Source organism: Paraburkholderia atlantica, from assembly GCF_009362785.1.
Taxonomy (GTDB): Bacteria; Pseudomonadota; Gammaproteobacteria; order Burkholderiales; family Burkholderiaceae; genus Paraburkholderia; species Paraburkholderia atlantica.
Window position 1 is genome coordinate 39,129 of the sequence record NZ_WHNQ01000019.1, and the last position, 17,981, is coordinate 57,109.

A 17,981-nucleotide genomic window follows, 5' to 3' on the forward strand; every position below is an offset into this window, starting at 1 on the left:
GTGCCTCAAGCCGCAAGGGCCGCTTCGACCGCGCTCACGTAATTGCGAAAACCGGCCTGCTGTAACGCCTCGAGCAGCCGCAGCAGTTCCTGTCGTGTGGCGTCGTCAAGCGGCGCCTGAAGCGCGAGCGCAAGCGCACGGCCACGCGCCGCGAATAGCTCGGACCACGGCAACGGTTCGCGCTGTGTATAGACTTCGAGTGCGTTCACGTAGTGCAGCGTGCCAGCAGGATCGCCCGCCTCCAGCATCGCTTCGATGGCGTCGCGGTAAAACCACAGGTGATTGTGGCCGACCGCGCCAAGCCGCAACAGCGCCTCGCCTTCAGCCAGTAGCCGCGTCCGCTCGTGTTTGTCGTCAACCGCGCGGCTCAGTGCGCTCAAGGTCTTTGGCCCGGAGAACTGACTCCCTACCTCGCGCGAGATGGCGAGTGCTTCGCGCAGCGCCGTCACCGCTTCACTGCGGCATCCCTGGTCCAGTAACAGGCGCCCCTGCATCTCCATGTTCTGCGCCTGGAAGCGCCGCGCACCCAGTTGCCGGATCACACGCAGTTCCTGCGCCAGATGCTTGCTGGCCGCCTGTACGTCGCCCAATTCCTGGCACGCGAATACCCCCAGCGTCTCCCCCAGCAATTGCGCGCGAGGCTGCCCGATCAGCTCGGCGGTGCGGGCGGCGGCGATGGCGTCCTCGCGTGCCGGACCCGCGTCGTTCAGATAGATGCGGCTGAAGCCCTGCATCGACAGATTGGCAACCTCGATGCGGCCGAAGCCGTGTTCCCGGCTCATCGCCACGCATTCGCTGAAATGATGGAACGCGGTCCGCATACGCCCCTGCGCATACGCCGCGTCCGCCAGGCCGCCGAGCGCGCGAGCCTCTGCCTCGGGCAGATCGAGGCGGCGCGCATAGGCGAGACCGCGCTCGTGTTCGGCGCAGCAGGCGTCGATCTTGCCGAGCGGAAACAGAATGTTGCCGCGCAAATAATGGAGGCTTGCCAACTCGGCCAGCCGGTTGTCTCGCTCCGCGATCTGTTGCGCTTGCGCCAGTAGGCCAAGCGCTTCGTCGAGACCCTCGCTGACCCGCAGACCTTCCGCGAGTCCGAGCTGGCAGTCGCATCGGGCGGCGGCGTCAGCGGCGGCGGCGAGTGCGGCGCGGTACGTCGCGATCGATCCCGCAATGTCGCCCAGGTCGCGCTGAAGTTCGCCCTTGCAGCAGCTCAGTGCATGGCGGTCCGCGTCCGACTGCGCGATCTCGATGCCCCGCTCGGCCAGCCGCAGCGCCGCTTCGAAACGATGAGCGGCGCGCTCTGCCACCGCCGCGCCCAGGTAGGCATGCGGCGCGTGCGGGTCTTCGGCGCGGTCGAGATGCTGGGCGTGCAACGTGGCATCGCTCTGTGCGAACCATTCGGCCGCGCGCAGATGAAGTTCACGGCGGCGCGCGCGCAGCAACGTCGAGTAGGCGCTTTCATGGATCAGCGCATGCGCGAACAGGAAGTCCTCGCCTTCCGGCAGCACCAGCGCATTGACGAGCAGGCCGGCGCAGACATAGCCGGGATCGTCGACCAGTTGTCGCAGCAGCGCCAGGTCGAAACGCTGGCCGATCACTGCAGCCGCCTGGAACGCCAGGCGGTCGCGGGGCGCGAGCCGGTCCATCCGCGCGAGCACCAGACTGCGGATCGACGCGGGTACGTTGTTGCCGCTACCTTCTTCCGCATTGCGCAGCAGCTGTTCGAGAAACAGCGGATTGCCGCCCGCGCGCTCGATGCAGGCGAGCGCGACGCGCTGCGTCGCATCGATGAAATTGCCCGCCAGGCTCAGGGCCTCGTCCTTGCGCAGCGGTCCGAGATCGATCGTGGCGAACGGGGTGTCGCGGCAACGTGCGCGCCAGCCCGCATCGATCGGATCGCCTTCCACGCGCGAAGTCGTCACCAGCAGGCCCGTACCGTTGGCAATGCCTGAGGCGAACGCCGACAGGTAGCCGATGACTTCGGCATCGGCCCAATGCAGGTCTTCGACGACGATCAGCGTCGCCGCGTGCGCGCAAACGTCCTCGGTCAGCCTCGCGGCGAGCGCCTGCTTGCCGCGCTTGCGCGCGCCGTGGTCCATGGCCTCGTAGATGGTTTGCCATTCGGCGCTCTGCGGGAGGTCGAGGAAGTCGTGCAGAAACACGATCTGCTCGGCCTTGACGATGCCTTGGGCCGCGACCTGCGCGGCGGCGGCCTGCCGCGCCTCGCTCGATGCACCGGCCGGCAACCCGAGCAGGCTGCCGATGATGGTTCGCACCGGGTCCTGGCCCTTGCCGACGCCGAAATCGAGCACGAGGCTTCGATGCAGCGTGAAGCCCTGTGCCTGTGCATGGCGCCGCATCTCGTCGACGAGCCGCGTCTTGCCGATCCCGGCTTCGCCTCGCACATGAACGACGTGCCCCGCGCGCTTTGCCATGCACGCATGCAGGATGCCGTGAAACTGTTCGAGCTCGGCCTCGCGTCCGACGAAGCGGCTGTGGCTCGTCCTGAGCGGCTCGCTGCCGAGCGCGACGAGGCGCCATGGCCGCACCGGTGTGTCGATGCCCTTGAAGCGCCGCTCGCCGATCGCTTCGCAACTGGCGACGTCGCCGAGCGTGCGCGCCGCGTCGTCGGATAGCCAGGTTTCGCCCGCTGGCGCTGCAGCCACGAGCCGGGCGGCGAGGTTCACCGGATCGCCATGCACGGTGTAGTCCTGCGCGTCGGCGCGGCTCAGCGCGCCCGCGATGACCTCGCCGCTCGCAATGCCGATGTGCGCCTGCAACGCGCGCCCGGTCTGCGCGGCCAACCGTGCCACGCCGTCGTGGATGTCGAGTGCGGCACGGGCGGCGCGCAGCGTGTCCGTTTCGTGCGAGCGGGGTGCGCCGAACAGGGCCATCACTGCGTCGCCGATGTGCTTGTCGATCGTGCCGCCATAGGCGAGCACGATGCCGTCGACCAGCGCCGTGTAGCGTCCGATCAGCGCGCGCAAGTCTTCGGGATCGAGCGAGCGCGACAGCATCGTGTACCCGCACAGATCGGCAAACAGAATCGTGACCTGCCTGCGCTCGTCCGCGGGCACTTCGTGGTCGGCGGCCGTCTGCGGCGGTAGCGCCGCCGCGATCGTTGACGATGCCGTCGCCGCGGCAAGAATGCGCTTACGGTGGCCGAGCGACTGTACCCCCAGCTCCTTCAGGTCCGCGTCGGTCAGCTGCCCGAGCAGCGACACGTCGATGTCGTTTGCAGCGAACGCGTGGGCGTACTGCTCGAGCCCGAGGCCCTGCAGCCATTTCTCGATGTCCATGTGCGTCGCCCTGCCTCCGATGCGTGGTCCCGCGGGCAAAAGCTCAGATGAATTACACGCGTGCCGGCCGCCAGCGTGAACGGCCCGCGGTTGCATGACTTTCGCGTGGAGTTCGCCAGCTGCGGGGCCGATGAATAAACAGTGTAGGTGTCCGATCAGCACGCTGCATCGCGTTTGACAGCCGTTCGAGCCACGCAGGATACTGGCTGGCGCGCCCCACCGCGCCCTTGCATTCGACCGGGAATCCACGTGAAGCCGGGCAAGACCGTTTCCGTCTCCGACCTCCCGCTGCGCTCGCGTTTGGCGGGTCTGCCAGGCGACGTGGCGGCGGGCGCCGTTTCGACGCTCGTCATGCTGTGCTATGCGATGAGCCTCGGCACGATGATCTTTAGCGCCGATCTTGCCCGCTACGCGATGCTGGGGGTGCCCACCGCGCTCGTGAGCTGCGTCGTCACGGCGCTCGTGATCGCATTGACGAGTTCGATGCGCTTCAACATCGGCGGCCCCGACAGCAATGCCGCGGCCTTCCTCGCGGGCGTGGCGGCGGGTGTGGCCAGCAGCGTGCGCGCGGACGGCGGCTCACCGCAGACGCAGATCCTCACGGTGCTGATCGCAATCGCGCTTTGTTCGGTGATGACCGGCATCGCGCTCTATGCGATCGGCTCGTCCAGGCGCAGCCGCTCGTTGCAGTTCCTGCCCTATCCGGTGCTCGGCGGATTTCTCGCCGGCACGGGCTACCTGCTGCTCGCCGGAGCGTTCCGCGTGCTGACGGGCCAGCCGCTGGAGTGGCACACGCTCGCGTTGCTCGCGCACCTTCACTGGATCACATGGGTTCCGGCGCTGGTCGTCGGCGTGCTGGCCACGGTGCTGATGCGCACGTGGCAGCACATTGCCGCGCTGCCGCTCACGCTGGCCTTCGGTGTCGTGCTTTTCTACGTTCTGCTCCAGCTTGCCGGCGTTTCGATCGAGGACGCGCGCGGCATGGGTCTGCTGCTGCCGCGCGTCAAGCTGCACCTTGCCGGGCTGCCGGAGTTGCACCTGGCCGCGAGGCTCGGACGGGGCGTCATCGACTGGTCGGCGGTCGGCGCGCATCTTCCCGAGAGTCTGGTGGTGACGTCGGTATCGGCCGTGACGATCCTGATGAATTCGACGGCGATCGGCACGGCTACCGGAGAGGACGTCGACCTCAATCGCGAGATGCGCGCCGCCGGCCTCGCCAATCTCGCGAGCGGACTGCTGGGCGGCATGGTCGGCTACCAGTCGTTCAATCGCTCGATGCTCAATGCGCGGGTGGGCGCGACGAGCCGGGTGGCGGGCGTGTTCGCGTCGCTTGCGTGCGTGGTCGTGCTCGCCACGTCGCCCGACATCGTGGCGCTGTTTCCGGTGCCGGTGCTGGTCGGCCTTCAATTGTTCATGGGGCTGCGATTGCTCGTGCATTGGCTCGCAGGCGCCTGGACCAAGCTCAACTGGTATGAGTATCTGCTCGTGCCCGTGATTCTCGGCACGATCGCGGCCTATGGCGTGATCGTCGGCGTCGTCGTGGGCGTCGTTGCGGCGTGCGTGATGTTCACGCTGCTCTACGGCCGGGTCGGCTGCATACGCATGGAGTTCGACCTGCGCGCGCGGTCCTCGAATGTGGAGCGCAGCATCGAAGACACCCAGGCTCTGCGTGCCATCGGCAACCAGGTATGCGGAATGTGCCTGCAAGGGTTCCTCTTCTTCGGCACGGCCAATTCGATTCTGCAGCGCCTGCGGGAACGCTTCGGTGCGAGCGATCAGGCGCCGGTCCGCTTCGTCGTGCTCGACTTTGCGGCGACACATGGCATGGATGCGTCGGTATCCATCAGTTTCGTCAAGCTCAGGCAGTTCTGCGCGGCAAAAAACGCGGACCTCGTGTTGACCTCGCTGCCGCCGCGCTCACGCGATCTGCTCGAGAAGACCGGTACGCTCAATCTGAAGATCCATCAATTCGATACGCTCGACGCGGGTCTCGAGTGGATCGAAGACAAGCTGCTAGCGTCCAACTCGCTCGTGCCCACGCATGGCGGCGAACTGCGGGCGATGCTCGAGCCGCATTTCACGGCCAGCGCGTTGAACAGGCTGATTGCGTGTCTGGAGATGCGCGATCTGCTGTCGGGGCAGGCGCTGTTTCGACATCGCGAGCCGGGCGACGCGCTGTATTTCGTCGAACAAGGACGTGTGGCGATCTCGCTGCCGCTCGGCGACGGCCGCTCGGCACGTCTGCGCTCGTTCGGCCCGGGCACGGTCGTGGGGGAAATGGCGGTGTACACGCAGCAGCAGCGCAGCGCGGATGTGATTGCCGAGGCACCGACACGCGTTTACCGCCTGTCGATCACGCGGCTGCTCGAACTCGAACAGCAGGACCCGGCAACGGCGCAACAGTTGCATCGGTTTCTCGTGAAGACGATTGCGTTGCGTCTTGCCGTTGCGGACGAAGCACTACGCGCGGCTCTGTAACTGATTTATGCAGGACCGACGCATCGCGCGCGATCGTCAGTTATAGCCGAGGATCGCTGCCGTCGCGACATCCGTGCGGTCGATCGGGTTGCCAGCAAGCAGTACGGTTGGCTCTTTCAACAACAAACGGTATGACGGTACGTAGGTTTCGCTCATCCCATCCGCGTCGCGCCGCTGACCTTCCTGCGGCTTGCTGTTTTCGGGGTGATTCATCGTTGTCTCCTTCTAAAATGCCGATGGTTCCGTCATGGATGCGTTCAAAGCAGAAATGAGGCATGCGTCCATTTCGGCGAAACTCCCGGCTTGATATGCATGATTTAGCAATTTCAATGCCATCGCGGCATCCATCTGCAACGAAAGCAAGCCAGGGCGGCACCGCGCGCTCGACGACGTGCGTGTCAACCGGCACGCACGTCAAACTCATCACAACGTGAGATATATTTTTCCATGGACACACCGTTATTGCACGGGCACATCTTCAACTGCCGGGCTCGTCTTTACCGCATGAACATTCGCATGGTACAAACATCCTGTTTAGCTGTTCGGGCTAGCTAATGTAAGCAGGCACACCATGCGGGCAGCGCCGGATCGTCTTCGGCGCCGTGTCCGCAGAGGAAACCGATGCAAGGACGCTGATGAACGATCCTGCTCACTTCCTTCCCTCATTCGTTTGGCGTGCCGATCGCGACGGCGTCGTCCGCTATGCCAACCCGTGGACATCACGGTATCTCGGCATTCCCGCCCTTGAACTGGTCGGGATGCACTGGAAGACCTTCGTTCATCCCGACGACATCGATCATGTGCTCGACGCAGTGCGGAAGATGCGCGACGGTACGCTGCTCGGCAATGTCGAAGTGCGTCTGCTGCGCGCGGACGGCGAGTATCGCTGGCACGTGTTGCATCTTCAAGCCGAGCGCGACGCGAGTGGCCGCATCGGCGACACGGTGGGCGTCGCGACCGATATCCACGAAGCCCGTCACGCGTGGGCCATGTACGAAGCGAGCGAGCGACGCCTGAAGGCCGCCTTCCACGGCGCTCGCATGGGCGCGTGGGAATGGGACATGAAGAGCCGCGTCGTGCGAATGACCTCGCAACTCGCGGATCTGTACGGGTTTCCACCCGGCACCGATGCGCTTGCGCTATCCGATCTGGAGAACCGTGTCGAACCCGAGTATCGGGCGCTATTCCAGCGGAAGGTCGATGACGCTCTGCAACACGGCGGTCCCTTCGAATTCGACTTCGTGCTGAACGGTGGATCGCCTTCACCACGCTGGTTGCGCATGCGCGGCCACGCGGAATACGAGCACGGTACGCTCGCGCATGTGTACGGCGTGACCTTCGACATCAGCAAGCAGCGCGCAGCCGAAGAGCAACTCAGTCTCAGCGAACGGCGTTATCGGGTGCTCGTGGAATCGACGGGCGCACTCGTATGGTCGGCCGAGCCGAACGGCGACATACGGCCCGCAGGCGAGGACTGGAGACGCTTCACGGGCGACGACGTGGTCCGTCTGGCGGACTGGGGATGGCTCGACTACGTTCATCCGGACGACCGCGAGGCGGCAAGGCAGGTGTGGGTCGATGTGCTGCAGCGACGCGCGCCCGCATCGACCATGTTCCGCATGCGGCGTCACGACGGCCAGTACAGGATGATGCACGCCCAGGCAGCGCCACTGTTCGACAGCCACGGCAAACTACAGGAGTGGTTCGGCACGTCGACCGACGTGACGCCTCAGTATGAAGCGCAATTGGCGATCGAAGCCCGCAATCTGCGTCTGTCCGTCGCGATGCAGGCGGCGCGGCTGAACATCGTCTGCTTCGACCTGGCCTCGCGCACACTATCGTTCGAAGAGGGCCGCGCACCGCGGATCGACCATGTGCTCAGCTACGACGAGGCGCTGCGCAACGTGCATCCCGACGACCGCGCGATGCTCGAACAATATGTCCTCGGGCTGGCCGAAGGCAACGACCCGGTCGCGAACTTCGAATTTCGTTTGCAGAACGCGCACGGCGAGCAATGGATGCATGGCAGCGCGCTGCTTCAGCGAGGCGCGGACGGCAAGCCGTTGCGCATCATCGCCAGCGTGATCGACATCACCCAGCGCAAGCAGCTCGAACTGATGCTGCGCGAAACCGATCGCCGCAAGGACGAGTTTCTCGCGATGCTCGCGCACGAGCTGCGCAATCCGCTCGCGCCACTACGCACAGCCATCGCGTTGCTCGACAAGCAACCCGGCACGGCCTCACGTCCACACGAGCTGATCAACCTGATGCGTCGGCAGGTCGAGCACATGACGCGAATCGTCGACGATCTGCTCGAAGTGTCGCGCATCACGCAAGGACGCATCGTGCTGCAACTCGAACCCGTTCTGGTCGGCACGGCCGTCTACCACGCTGTCGAGGCGATCGCGGCGATGGCCGAAGCTCGTCATCAGCAGTTGCACGTCAGTGTTTGCGATCCGACCACATGGGTATGCGGCGACATCACGCGGATTTCTCAGATCTTCGTCAATATCCTGAACAACGCGAGCAAGTACACGCCAGAGAACGGGCATATCACGGTGAACGTAGCGGCTGACGACGAATGGGTTTCCATCGTCACGCAAGATACTGGCACCGGCATTTCGGCCGAGCTGCTGCCGAAGGTGTTCGAGCTCTTTTCGCAAGGCGAACGCACGCTCGATCGATCGGATGGCGGCCTCGGAATCGGACTGTCGCTCGTCAAGAAGCTCGTCGAAATGCACAACGGAACGATCGCCGTGCACAGCGAGGGCCCCAATCTCGGCACGACGGTGACGGTCCGACTGCCGCGTCTACATCACCAGGAACGTCATTCGGCAGTCGCGCTGTCGGAGCCCGCGCCGGGGCACGCGCGAACCGCGTTGCATGTGCTGGTCGTCGATGACAATCGCGACGCCGCCGATTCGCTTGCGATGCTGTGCGAATCCGAAGGGCATGCTGCCCGCGTCGCGTATTCGTCAGCCGAGGCGCTGGAAGCGGCACCGTTATTCGTGCCGGACGTGGCGTTGCTCGATATCGGTTTGCCGGATATCGACGGATACGCACTGGCGAGGCAGCTTCGCCGCAAAGGCGATGCGAAGCCCTTGCTGATCGCGATCACCGGCTACGGTCAGACGGAAGACAGACTGCGCGCGCAATCGGCGGGCTTCGACTATCACTTCGTCAAACCCGTCAATATCGACAGCCTGCTCAAACTGCTTTCGTCGCTGATGAAGGGGCGATAGAGCGGCTAGCCGTCGCTTGCGATGCCGCGCCGCCCACAACCCATCACCATGTACCGCTAAACGCCTGCTGTACCTTGACCGGGTCGGTCACGCCGTTGGCCACCAGCAACTGCGTCAGCAAGCGCGCCTTCTGCGGATTCAGATCGAGCGATGCGACGAAGCCGCGCTTGTCGTCATCCACCTCGACGTTCCGGTTCACGAAACCCGACACGAGCCGCGTCGAACGAACCACCACGATGCCTTTCGCCGCCGCGCGGTCGAGCGCGGCGAGGGCTTCCTTCGACATGTCACCATCGCCTTCACCGGCGACGACGATACCTTTCGCGCCATCGGCGATCGCATGATCGATCTGGCGGCCATCCATGTTGCTGTGCGCATAGACGATATCGACGCGCGGCAATTGCCCGTTCGCGGGCAGGCTCAGCGCGGCGCGTGCCGACTGCACCGCCGGCATCACGAAGCGCACGCTGGCCGGATCGACATAACCGATCGCGCCCGCGTTCGGCGACGCGAACGCCTGTACCGCCGTGGTATTGGTCTTGGTGATCCAGCGCGGCGCGTGAATCTGATCGTTCATCACGACCATCACGCCGCGGCCACGCGACTGCGGGCTCGCCGCCACTTCGACGGCTTCGTACAGATTGTTGGGACCGTCGGCGCTCGTGGAACCGCCCGGGCGCATCGAGCCGACCAGGACCACCGGCTTGTCCGAGTGCAGCACGTTGTTCAGGAAGAACGCCGTTTCCTCGATCGTATCGGTGCCGTGCGTGATCACGACGGCGTCGGCCTCGTTGCGCTCGAACGCCTCATCGATCCGCCTCGCAAGCTGCAACCAGATCTTGTCGTTCATGTCCTGCGAGCCGACGTTCGAGATCTGCTCCGCGTTGATGCTCGCGAGCTTGTCGATGCCCGGCACGCCGCGCACCAGTTCCTGCCCCTTCACGTTGCCCGAGTTGTAGCCGATTGCCGAACGCGGATCGGCGGTGCCCGAGATCGTGCCGCCGGTGGCCAGCAGCAGAACGCGCGGCATCGCCGTGACGGCGCTTGCCTGTTGCGATGACACGTCGGCCGCCTGCGCGCCGGTACCCGCGGCAAGTGCCGCGATCAGCAGTGCCGCCGAACCGCACAGCCGCAGTGCTTTTCGATTGATCGTGTTGATGCTCATGTTTCGTCTCCACCATCGTTTTAAAAAGAGTCGCGCGCGTATGCACGCGACCTGTGACCGGAAACCTTCGTCGCTCATGCGGCCGGGGTCATTTTTCTCGGTTGCGTCAGCATCGCCGGTTGAAGGATCTCGTCGAGCTGGGTCTGACTCAGCAGCCCTTTGTCGATCACGATCTGCGCCACGCTCTTGCCCGACGCCAGCGCTTCCTTCGCGACTTCGGTCGAGTGCGAATAGCCGATGTACGGGTTCAGCGCGGTCACGATGCCGATCGAGTTCTCGACGATCGCGCGCAGCCGCTCGCGATTCGCGCTAATGCCGTCGACGCATTTCGACGCGAGCGTGAGGCACCCCGCGCGCAGATGCGCGACGCTCTTGAACAGGCTGTGCGCGATGATCGGCTCGAACGCGTTGAGCTGCAGCTGACCCGCTTCGGCGGCGAAGCTCACCGTCACATCGTTGCCGATGACTTCGAACGCGATCTGGTTGACGACCTCAGGAATCACCGGATTCACCTTGCCCGGCATGATGCTCGAGCCCGCCTGTACCGGCGGCAGGTTGATTTCGCCGAGGCCCGCGCGCGGACCGCTCGAAAGCAGGCGAAGATCGTTGCAGGTTTTCGACAGTTTGACGGCGACGCGCTTCAGTACGCCGGAGAGCTGCACGAAGGAGCCGACATCCTGCGTCGCTTCGACCAGGTTCGGTGACGTGGTCAACGCAATACCGGTTATTTCGCTCAGGTGCCGGCAGGCAAGCTGCGCGTATTCCGGATGCGTGTTGATGCCGGTGCCGATCGCCGTCGCGCCGAGATTGATTTCGCAGATCAGTTGGGCGGCCTCCTTCAGCCGCTCTTCGTCTTCGCCGAGCATCACCGCGAAGGTGCTGAACTCCTGGCCGAGCGTCATCGGTACGGCGTCCTGAAGCTGCGTGCGGCCCATCTTCAGGTCGTTGCCGAATTCCACCGCCTTGCGTTCGAACGATGCGCGCAACACGCCCATCGCGTCGACGAGCTGCATGATTCCCGCGTACGTGGCGATCTTCAGCGCGGTCGGATAAACGTCGTTGGTGCTCTGGCCGAGATTCACATCCTCATTCGGATGAAGAATCGCGTATTCGCCGCGCTGTCGGCCGAGATGTTCGAGCGCGAGATTGGCGATCACCTCGTTCGCGTTCATGTTGGTCGACGTGCCCGCGCCGCCCTGAATCACATCGACGACGAAATGCTCGTGCGCGGTGCCTGAGCGCACTTGCCTGCATGCGTGCACGATGGCCTGCATCTTCACTGCGCTCAACAGGCCGAGATCGTAGTTCGCGAGCGCGGCGGCTTCTTTCACGCTCGCCAGTGCGTTGACGAGGTTCGGATACACGGAGATCGGAATGCCCGTGATCGGAAAGTTTTGCAGCGCGCGCAGCGTGTGTACGCCGTAGTACGCGGTCGCGGGCACGGCGAGATCGCCGAGCAGGTCGTGTTCGATACGTTCGATCGGTGCAAGCATAAGTTCCTCTCAGGTTCTGATAACGACAGGCGAACGGGGTCATCCGGCACACGTCGTGTGCAGGTCCGTCGCGTTGAATGGGTGATGCGGTTGGCTTATCGAGGCGGCGCGGTCGCGCAGGCGACGCACTGCTTCGCGAGCACATCGGTCGGATCGACGATGCTCACGCGCGCGCCGTTCGCGCCGATCACATACGGCTCGCGCAGCAGCAGCGGCAGTTCCGTGCAGCCGAGCACGATCACTTCGACGCCCTCGGCGATCAGTCCATCGATCGCCGCGGCAAGGTCTTGCTGGCACTGTCCCGCCGTGAATCCGGCTTTCACGCCTGCCTTGCCGTAGATCGCGTCCATCACGCGCGCCTGCAGCGCGGGTGCCGGGACGACCTGCCGCAAGTCCTGCGATTCGAGCGCCTTCTGGTAGACGCCGCTCGCGAGCGTGCCGGAAGTCGCAAGGACACCGACCGAGCGCAGCGCGGGAAACGACTCGCGCAGGTAACGCACCGTCACCGTCAGCATATTGACGATCGGCACGCCGAGATAAGGCTGAATCCGCTCGACGAAGGCATGCGCGGTATTGCACGGGATCGCGATCAGATCTGCGCCGCCCGTTTCGAGCTTCTTGCAGGTCGCGTACAGCGAGATGGTCGGATCGGGTCCATCGCCGATCAGGTTCTCCGTGCGATCCGGGATCTGCGGGTTCTGCTCGACGAGCAGCTTGATGTGGTCCTGATCGCGCTGCGCGGGCGTCGCGCGCACGATCTTGTGAATGAAATCGACGGTGGCCGCCGGACCCACGCCGCCCACCACGCCGACCTTGAAGATCGTCTCGGGCGTGTGGTACTGGCCGGAGACGACGTATTGCGCGTAAGCCAGGTTCGAATCGACGAGCGGAACGCGCAACGCACCGAGTTCGTCCGCGACCAGCGCGATTTCGGTGAGCCCCGGCACGATCACGTTGGCGCCCTGCGCGATCAAATCTTCGCAAGCCGCGCGCAGCAACTCGACTGGACGGCCACGCAGATTGCCGCTCTTCACGCCATCCTCGCCATAGACGGCTTCGGTGACGAAATCGGTGCCGTCGCCAATGCGCGGATGGATCACCTCGAATTCGGGCGCCGCGAAGTACTTCTCGAACAGCCGCTTGCGCCGCGTATAGGCCGATGCCAGCACGCCCACGCGGCGCACCGCGGGAAATCTTCTGCGCACATGGCTGCGCACCGCGTCGATCATGTCGACGATCTGCAGCGGCGAATTGGCTTTCAGTTCGTCGATGAACGTGTGGCTCAGGAAGCACGGCAGCACGACCGTCGTCACGCCGCGCTTCTCGAAGCTGCTGATCAGATCGAAGATGTACAGCTTGCGCTGCGTCAGCGTCTCGCTGTCGGCATCGGCGCTGCGAAACGGCTGCTGCTCGAAGATTGCATCGAAGTGCTCGGCGTCGCGGGTGGCCGGCGTCGACTTGATCAGTTTGAAGAACACATCCGCACTCGCGAGCGGGCCAAGCCCGCCCACCACGCCGAACTTGCGCGCGCTCGTGGCAGCCGTTGCGTCGATGCCGCTCATTTCGTCTCGCCTTCGAGCTGGCCGAACGAAGCCGTCGCGATCGCCGCGCGGCGTTCCTGGCGCGCCACGCGCTTGCCCTCCCACTTCGCGATGGCTGCCGTCGCGATGCTGTTGCCGATTACGTTGGTCGCGGTGCGCCCCATGTCGAGAATCTGGTCGATCGCGAGCACCAGCACGACGCCCGATGGCGGCAGATGGAACATCGGCGCCACGGCAGCGACAACCACCACCGAGCCGCGCGCGACACCCGCCATGCCCTTGCTGCTGACCATCAGCACTAGCAGCATCACGATCTGCGTGCTGATCGGCATATCGATGCCGAACGCCTGCGCGATGAAGATCGCGGCGAACGCCTGATACATCATCGAGCCATCGAGATTGAACGCGTAGCCGAGCGGCAACGTGAAGCCGACCACTTTCTTGTCGACGCCGAATTCCTCCAGCTTCTCCGTCAGGCGCGGATACGCCGCCTCGCTGCTCGCGGTGGAGAACGCCAGCATCGCGGGTTCGCGGATCGCCTTCAGCAACGCCCAGATCGGTTTGCCGAGAAACGCGTAGCCGGCGAAAATCAGCGCCGCCCACAGCAGCGCGAGCCCCGTATAGAAGCTGGCGACGAGCTTGCCGTACGTGGTCAGCACGTCGAGACCATGCACGGTGATCGCCGAGGCCAGCGCGCCGAACACACCGAGAGGCGCGAGACGCATCACGTAATCGGTCAGTTTCAGCATGGTCGGCACGAGCCCTTCGACGCCCGCGATCAGCGGCGCGACGCGCGGGTCCGACTTGATCACGCTGAGCACGATGCCGAACAGCACCGAGAAGACCAGGATCTGCAGGATATCGTTGCGCGCCATCGCATCGACGATGCTGGTGGGGAACGCGTGTGTGATGAAGTCCTTGAAGTTGAGGCTGGACGTGTTGAGGCCGGTGGCCACGTCAGCGCTGGTCTGGGCCATGTGCAAACCCGCGCCCGGTTGCAGCAGATTCGCAAGCACCAGACCGAGGGCGAGCGAGAACAGCGACGCGCACAGGAACCACGCGATCGAGCGCAGCCCGATGCGGCGCACGTCGCTGGTGCCTTCCATGCCGGCGAGACCCGACACGAGCGTGGCGAACACGAGCGGCGCGATGATCATCTTCACGAGCCGCAGGAAGATATCGGTGATGATCGAAAAGTAGCCGGCGATCTCCTTCGCGTGCGCGGCATCGGCCGCCGTGCGATGGCAGACATAACCGACGGCCACGCCGAGCAGCATGCCGGCGAGGATGTAGAGGGTGAGCCGATTCTTCATGTGTCTCCGTCCAGGGATGGCGCACGAACGGTCGGCATCGACCGGCGCGCGCTCGGGAATGGCCGGCACATCGGATGTCGATGTACCGCTTTTTTGTGTCTGGACGGAATTCTAGAGACGGCAGAACAGCCTTGAATGCTAGTGTTGCATACGGCTATGCAAGTTTCGCATAACGCGGGATAACCCTATCAGCGCTGCTCACCAAGCTCCGACGAGGCCCGAAGATGCCGCCACAGCGTATCGAGCAGTTCGCTGCGATTCGTCAGGTCACGGTACACGCGCAATTCCAGTTGCAGTTGCCATTCGGCGCGGCCGGCGGCGACGAGTTCGCCGCTGTCGAGTTCGGCGGCGATCGAGCTCTTCGGCAGCCACGCGACGCCCTCGCCTTCCAGCACCAGCTTCTTGACGACCTCGGCCATGTCGGACTCATAGTGAAGCTGCAACGCGGGCGACGCTTTGCTCTGCTCCATCAGCAACGCGAAGCAGCGCCCGAAGTAGCTGGTCTCCGTATAGGCGATGAACGGCATCGGATGGTCGATCACGCCGGGCAGACGGTACGCGTGCGCCAGCCGCTGATTGGGCCTGCATACCGGCATGAAAGTGTCGACGCCCACGGTCACGCATTCGTACCTGGTCGGATCGAGATGCAACGGCAACTGCGGATGGTGATAAGCGAACATCAGCTCGCAGTTGCCGTTGACCAGCATCAGTATCGAATCGTGCACGTTCGCCGGAATCACGCGCGCGCGCACTTCGCCGACATGCTTCGACAGCGTGCGCAGCCACGCGGGTAGGAAGTTCAGCGCGATCGTGTGGCCCGCCGCGATCTGCAGGCTGGTGCCGGCGATGCGCTGTTCGGTGCGAATGATCGCGCGCGTGTCGAACAGCTTGTCGAGGATGTCTTCGGCCGCGTCACGAAACAGTTGGCCTGCCGGAGTCAAGGTCGGCGGAAAGCCGCTGCGATCGACTAGATCGGCGCCGACCCATTGTTCGAGTTGCTGAATCCGTCTGCTGAAACCCGACTGCGTGACGTTGCGAAACTCCGCCGCGCGGGAAAAGCTCTGATAGCGGGCGAGCGCGATGAAGTCTTCGATCCACTTGATTTCCATCAGCCATCGGTCTCCGGTCGGGCGACGAATGGACTCGCCGCTGCGCCCGCAATTCTACGCTTGGCCGTGCCGCACGCTGTCTATCGGACCGGCGTCAAACCGCCATGCACAGATACTTGATCACGAGGTAGTCATCGATCCCGTAGTGCGAGCCTTCCCTGCCGAGACCCGACTGCTTGACGCCGCCGAACGGCGCCACCTCGTTGGAGATCAGGCCGGTGTTGATGCCCACCATGCCGTATTCGAGTTGTTCCGCCACGCGCCAGATGCGGCCGATATCGCGGCTGTAGAAGTAGGCGGCCAGTCCGAACTCGGTGTCGTTGGCGAGCCTCACCACTTCTTCGTCGCTGGAGAAACGGAACAGCGGCGCGAGCGGGCCGAAGGTCTCGTCTGTCGCCACAGCCATCTGCGCGGTGACGTTGGTCAGCACCGTGGGCTCGAAAAATCCGTGGCCGAGCGCATGGCGCTTGCCGCCGGCGGCGAGCGTCGCCCCTTTGAAGAGCGCATCGGCGATGTGCGCTTCGACCTTGCTGAGCGCCGCGTCGTTGATCAGCGGACCCAGCGTGACGCCGTCCTCCATGCCGTGCCCAACCTTCAGGGCTTCGACTGCCGTAGCCAGCTTCGACGCGAACGCGTCGTAGACCCGCTCATGCACGTAGAAGCGATTCGTGCACACGCAGGTTTGTCCGTTGTTGCGGTACTTCGATGCAATCGCGCCTTCCACCGCAGCATCGAGATCCGCGTCGTCGAACACGATGAACGGCGCATTGCCGCCCAGTTCGAGCGTGACCTTCTTCACCGTGGGCGCGCTTTGCGCCATCAGCAATCTGCCCACGCCGGTCGATCCGGTGAACGACAGCTTGCGAACCACTGGGCTGCTCGTCATCGCGCCGCCAATCGCCTTCGGATCGCCGGTGACGACGTTGAGCACACCCTTTGGCACGCCGGCCCGCTCGGCCAGAACCGCGAGCGCGAGCGCGGAGAACGGGGTGGCTTCGGCGGGCTTCACGACGATCGGGCAGCCCGCCGCGAGCGCCGGGCCCACCTTGCGGGTAATCATTGCATTCGGAAAATTCCACGGCGTGATGGCGGCGCACACGCCGATCGGCTCCTTGAGGACGACGAGCCGCTTGTCCGATGCCGGCGACGCGAGGGTGTCGCCGGCCACGCGTTTGCCTTCCTCGGCGAACCACTCGATGAACGATGCGCCGTAAGCGATTTCGCCTTTCGCTTCCGCGAGCGGCTTGCCCTGTTCCGCGGTCAGGATCAGCGCGAGGTCGTCGGCGTTCTCGATCATCAGCTCGTGCCAGCGGCGCATCACGACCGCGCGCTCCTTGGCCGTGCGGGCTCGCCACGCTGGCCACGCGGCGTTGGCCGCCTCGATTGCGCGCGTCGTTTCGGCCTCGCCCATCAAAGGAACGCTGCCGAGCGTTGCGCCCGTTGCCGGGTCCAATACGTCGAAACTCGCGCCCGAGTCGGCCGGGCACCATTGCCCGTCGATATAAGCCTGATGGCGCAAAAGCGCCGCGTCCTTCAACAGGGTCTTCAATTCCACGTTGCTTTCCTTCATTACACAAAATGCGGTTGATGCCACGTTCCGGCCGCCGGTTGATGGGGACCGCGAGTTAGCCCGCCTGACGCCACACCGCCTGCTCGTGCCCTTCCGCCAGCAGCTTACGAGCGATTTCGGCCACTCGGTGCACATGCGCGATCGCGGCCTCGCGCGCGGCCGCGGTATCGCGAACCTCGATGGCCGACAGGATTCGGTGCATCTCGTCGACGGCCTGGCGGCCGCGGTCGTCGGAAGCAATCGTCAGCGCTCTGAGGCGGTTGATGCGCGCGGTCAACGACTGCACGATCTCCCAGGCCACATGCTTTTTCCCGCTGATGAACATGCGTTCGTAGAACGCCGATGTGAGCGCCCTGACGGCCTGATGATCCTGCGCTTCGAAGGCCGCCTGGATCTGCTCGATGAAACCTGCCAGATCGGCAACGGTCTGCTCGTCCGCATGCTGCGCGCACGCCATCGCCGCCTCGCCTTCGAGCAGCGCGCGGATTTCGTAGATCTCCGCCGCCGTGTCGAAGTCGAGCACGGCGACGATCGGCCCCTGGTTCGGTATCGAGTCGACGAGCCCTTCCGTTTCCAGATGCCGCAACACCTCGCGCACCACCGTGCGGCTCACGCCGAGAATCTCGCACAGCGAGCGCTCGACGAGCCGCTCGCCCGGATGGAAATGGGCCTCCAGGATCGCCGTGCGCATTTTCTCGAGCGCGAGTTCGCGCAAGGTGGTCGTCGGGCGTTGAACCTTCAGCGATGGCAGTGCGCCGCTCATGGCAGTCG

At 64.5% G+C, this 17,981-nt stretch carries 11 protein-coding genes; 2 read left to right on the forward strand and 9 right to left on the reverse strand.

Going from position 1 to position 17,981, the window contains the following annotated elements; genetic code table 11:
* Window positions 1-5 precede the first annotated feature (5 nt).
* On the reverse strand, window positions 6-3,299 hold the full coding sequence (locus GCT19_RS24570; RefSeq protein ID WP_152853347.1) for an adenylate/guanylate cyclase domain-containing protein: 3,294 nt from the start codon (window positions 3,297-3,299) through the stop codon (window positions 6-8).
* A gap of 249 nt (window positions 3,300-3,548) precedes the next feature.
* On the opposite strand from GCT19_RS24570, the gene GCT19_RS24575 reads away from it, so the two are divergent.
* The gene (locus GCT19_RS24575) at window positions 3,549-5,777 is read left to right on the forward strand and encodes a SulP family inorganic anion transporter (protein ID WP_184245628.1); all 2,229 of its coding nucleotides are present in this window, start codon (window positions 3,549-3,551) and stop codon (window positions 5,775-5,777) included.
* A 36-nt stretch (window positions 5,778-5,813) separates the two neighbouring features.
* On the opposite strand, the gene GCT19_RS42870 is transcribed toward GCT19_RS24575, so the two are convergent.
* Entirely contained in the window at window positions 5,814-5,990 is a 177-nt protein-coding gene (locus GCT19_RS42870) for a hypothetical protein (RefSeq protein WP_013094306.1), read from the reverse strand.
* 422 nt (window positions 5,991-6,412) lie between these two features.
* Between GCT19_RS42870 and GCT19_RS24580 the strand changes: the two genes are divergently transcribed.
* A complete protein-coding gene (locus GCT19_RS24580; protein WP_018436672.1) occupies window positions 6,413-9,019 on the forward strand; it encodes a PAS domain-containing hybrid sensor histidine kinase/response regulator in 2,607 nt (868 codons plus the stop codon).
* A gap of 43 nt (window positions 9,020-9,062) precedes the next feature.
* Here the strand turns inward: GCT19_RS24580 and GCT19_RS24585 are convergent, their stop codons facing one another.
* The 7 genes from GCT19_RS24585 to GCT19_RS24615 all read right to left on the reverse strand — a co-directional run bounded on the left by GCT19_RS24585 (window position 9,063) and on the right by GCT19_RS24615 (window position 17,973).
* Window positions 9,063-10,184: an asparaginase gene (locus GCT19_RS24585; protein ID WP_152853348.1), complete on the reverse strand. Its 1,122-nt coding sequence runs from the start codon at window positions 10,182-10,184 to the stop codon at window positions 9,063-9,065.
* A 74-nt stretch (window positions 10,185-10,258) separates the two neighbouring features.
* Entirely contained in the window at window positions 10,259-11,677 is a 1,419-nt protein-coding gene (aspA, locus tag GCT19_RS24590; protein ID WP_152853349.1) for an aspartate ammonia-lyase, read from the reverse strand.
* 95 nt (window positions 11,678-11,772) lie between these two features.
* Entirely contained in the window at window positions 11,773-13,239 is a 1,467-nt protein-coding gene (gene cuyB / locus GCT19_RS24595; protein ID WP_018436675.1) for a cysteate racemase, read from the reverse strand.
* Window positions 13,236-14,531: a dicarboxylate/amino acid:cation symporter gene (locus GCT19_RS24600; RefSeq protein WP_152853350.1), complete on the reverse strand. Its 1,296-nt coding sequence runs from the start codon at window positions 14,529-14,531 to the stop codon at window positions 13,236-13,238. Before GCT19_RS24600 ends, cuyB begins: the two co-directional genes overlap by 4 nt.
* Window positions 14,532-14,719: 188 nt before the next feature.
* Window positions 14,720-15,640: a LysR substrate-binding domain-containing protein gene (locus GCT19_RS24605; RefSeq protein WP_018436677.1), complete on the reverse strand. Its 921-nt coding sequence runs from the start codon at window positions 15,638-15,640 to the stop codon at window positions 14,720-14,722.
* Between the two features lie 94 nt (window positions 15,641-15,734).
* Complete coding sequence (locus GCT19_RS24610; protein WP_152853351.1) at window positions 15,735-17,210, reverse strand: NAD-dependent succinate-semialdehyde dehydrogenase; 1,476 nt, start codon at window positions 17,208-17,210, stop codon at window positions 15,735-15,737.
* Between the two features lie 55 nt (window positions 17,211-17,265).
* Complete coding sequence (locus tag GCT19_RS24615; protein ID WP_018436679.1) at window positions 17,266-17,973, reverse strand: GntR family transcriptional regulator; 708 nt, start codon at window positions 17,971-17,973, stop codon at window positions 17,266-17,268.
* Window positions 17,974-17,981: the final 8 nt, after the last annotated feature.

Excerpts from the sequence above, each read along its gene's own strand:
- GCT19_RS24570 (WP_152853347.1), bottom strand. The coding sequence starts at position 3,299 with ATGGACATCGAGAAATGGCTGCAGGGCCTCGGGCTCGAGCAGTACGCC.
- GCT19_RS42870 (WP_013094306.1), bottom strand. The coding sequence starts at position 5,990 with ATGAATCACCCCGAAAACAGCAAGCCGCAGGAAGGTCAGCGGCGCGAC.
- GCT19_RS24580 (WP_018436672.1), top strand. The coding sequence starts at position 6,413 with ATGAACGATCCTGCTCACTTCCTTCCCTCATTCGTTTGGCGTGCCGAT.
- GCT19_RS24585 (WP_152853348.1), bottom strand. The coding sequence starts at position 10,184 with ATGAGCATCAACACGATCAATCGAAAAGCACTGCGGCTGTGCGGTTCG.
- aspA (WP_152853349.1), bottom strand. The coding sequence starts at position 11,677 with ATGCTTGCACCGATCGAACGTATCGAACACGACCTGCTCGGCGATCTC.
- cuyB (WP_018436675.1), bottom strand. The coding sequence starts at position 13,239 with ATGAGCGGCATCGACGCAACGGCTGCCACGAGCGCGCGCAAGTTCGGC.
- GCT19_RS24600 (WP_152853350.1), bottom strand. The coding sequence starts at position 14,531 with ATGAAGAATCGGCTCACCCTCTACATCCTCGCCGGCATGCTGCTCGGC.
- GCT19_RS24605 (WP_018436677.1), bottom strand. The coding sequence starts at position 15,640 with ATGGAAATCAAGTGGATCGAAGACTTCATCGCGCTCGCCCGCTATCAG.
- GCT19_RS24610 (WP_152853351.1), bottom strand. The coding sequence starts at position 17,210 with ATGAAGGAAAGCAACGTGGAATTGAAGACCCTGTTGAAGGACGCGGCG.
- GCT19_RS24615 (WP_018436679.1), bottom strand. The coding sequence starts at position 17,973 with ATGAGCGGCGCACTGCCATCGCTGAAGGTTCAACGCCCGACGACCACC.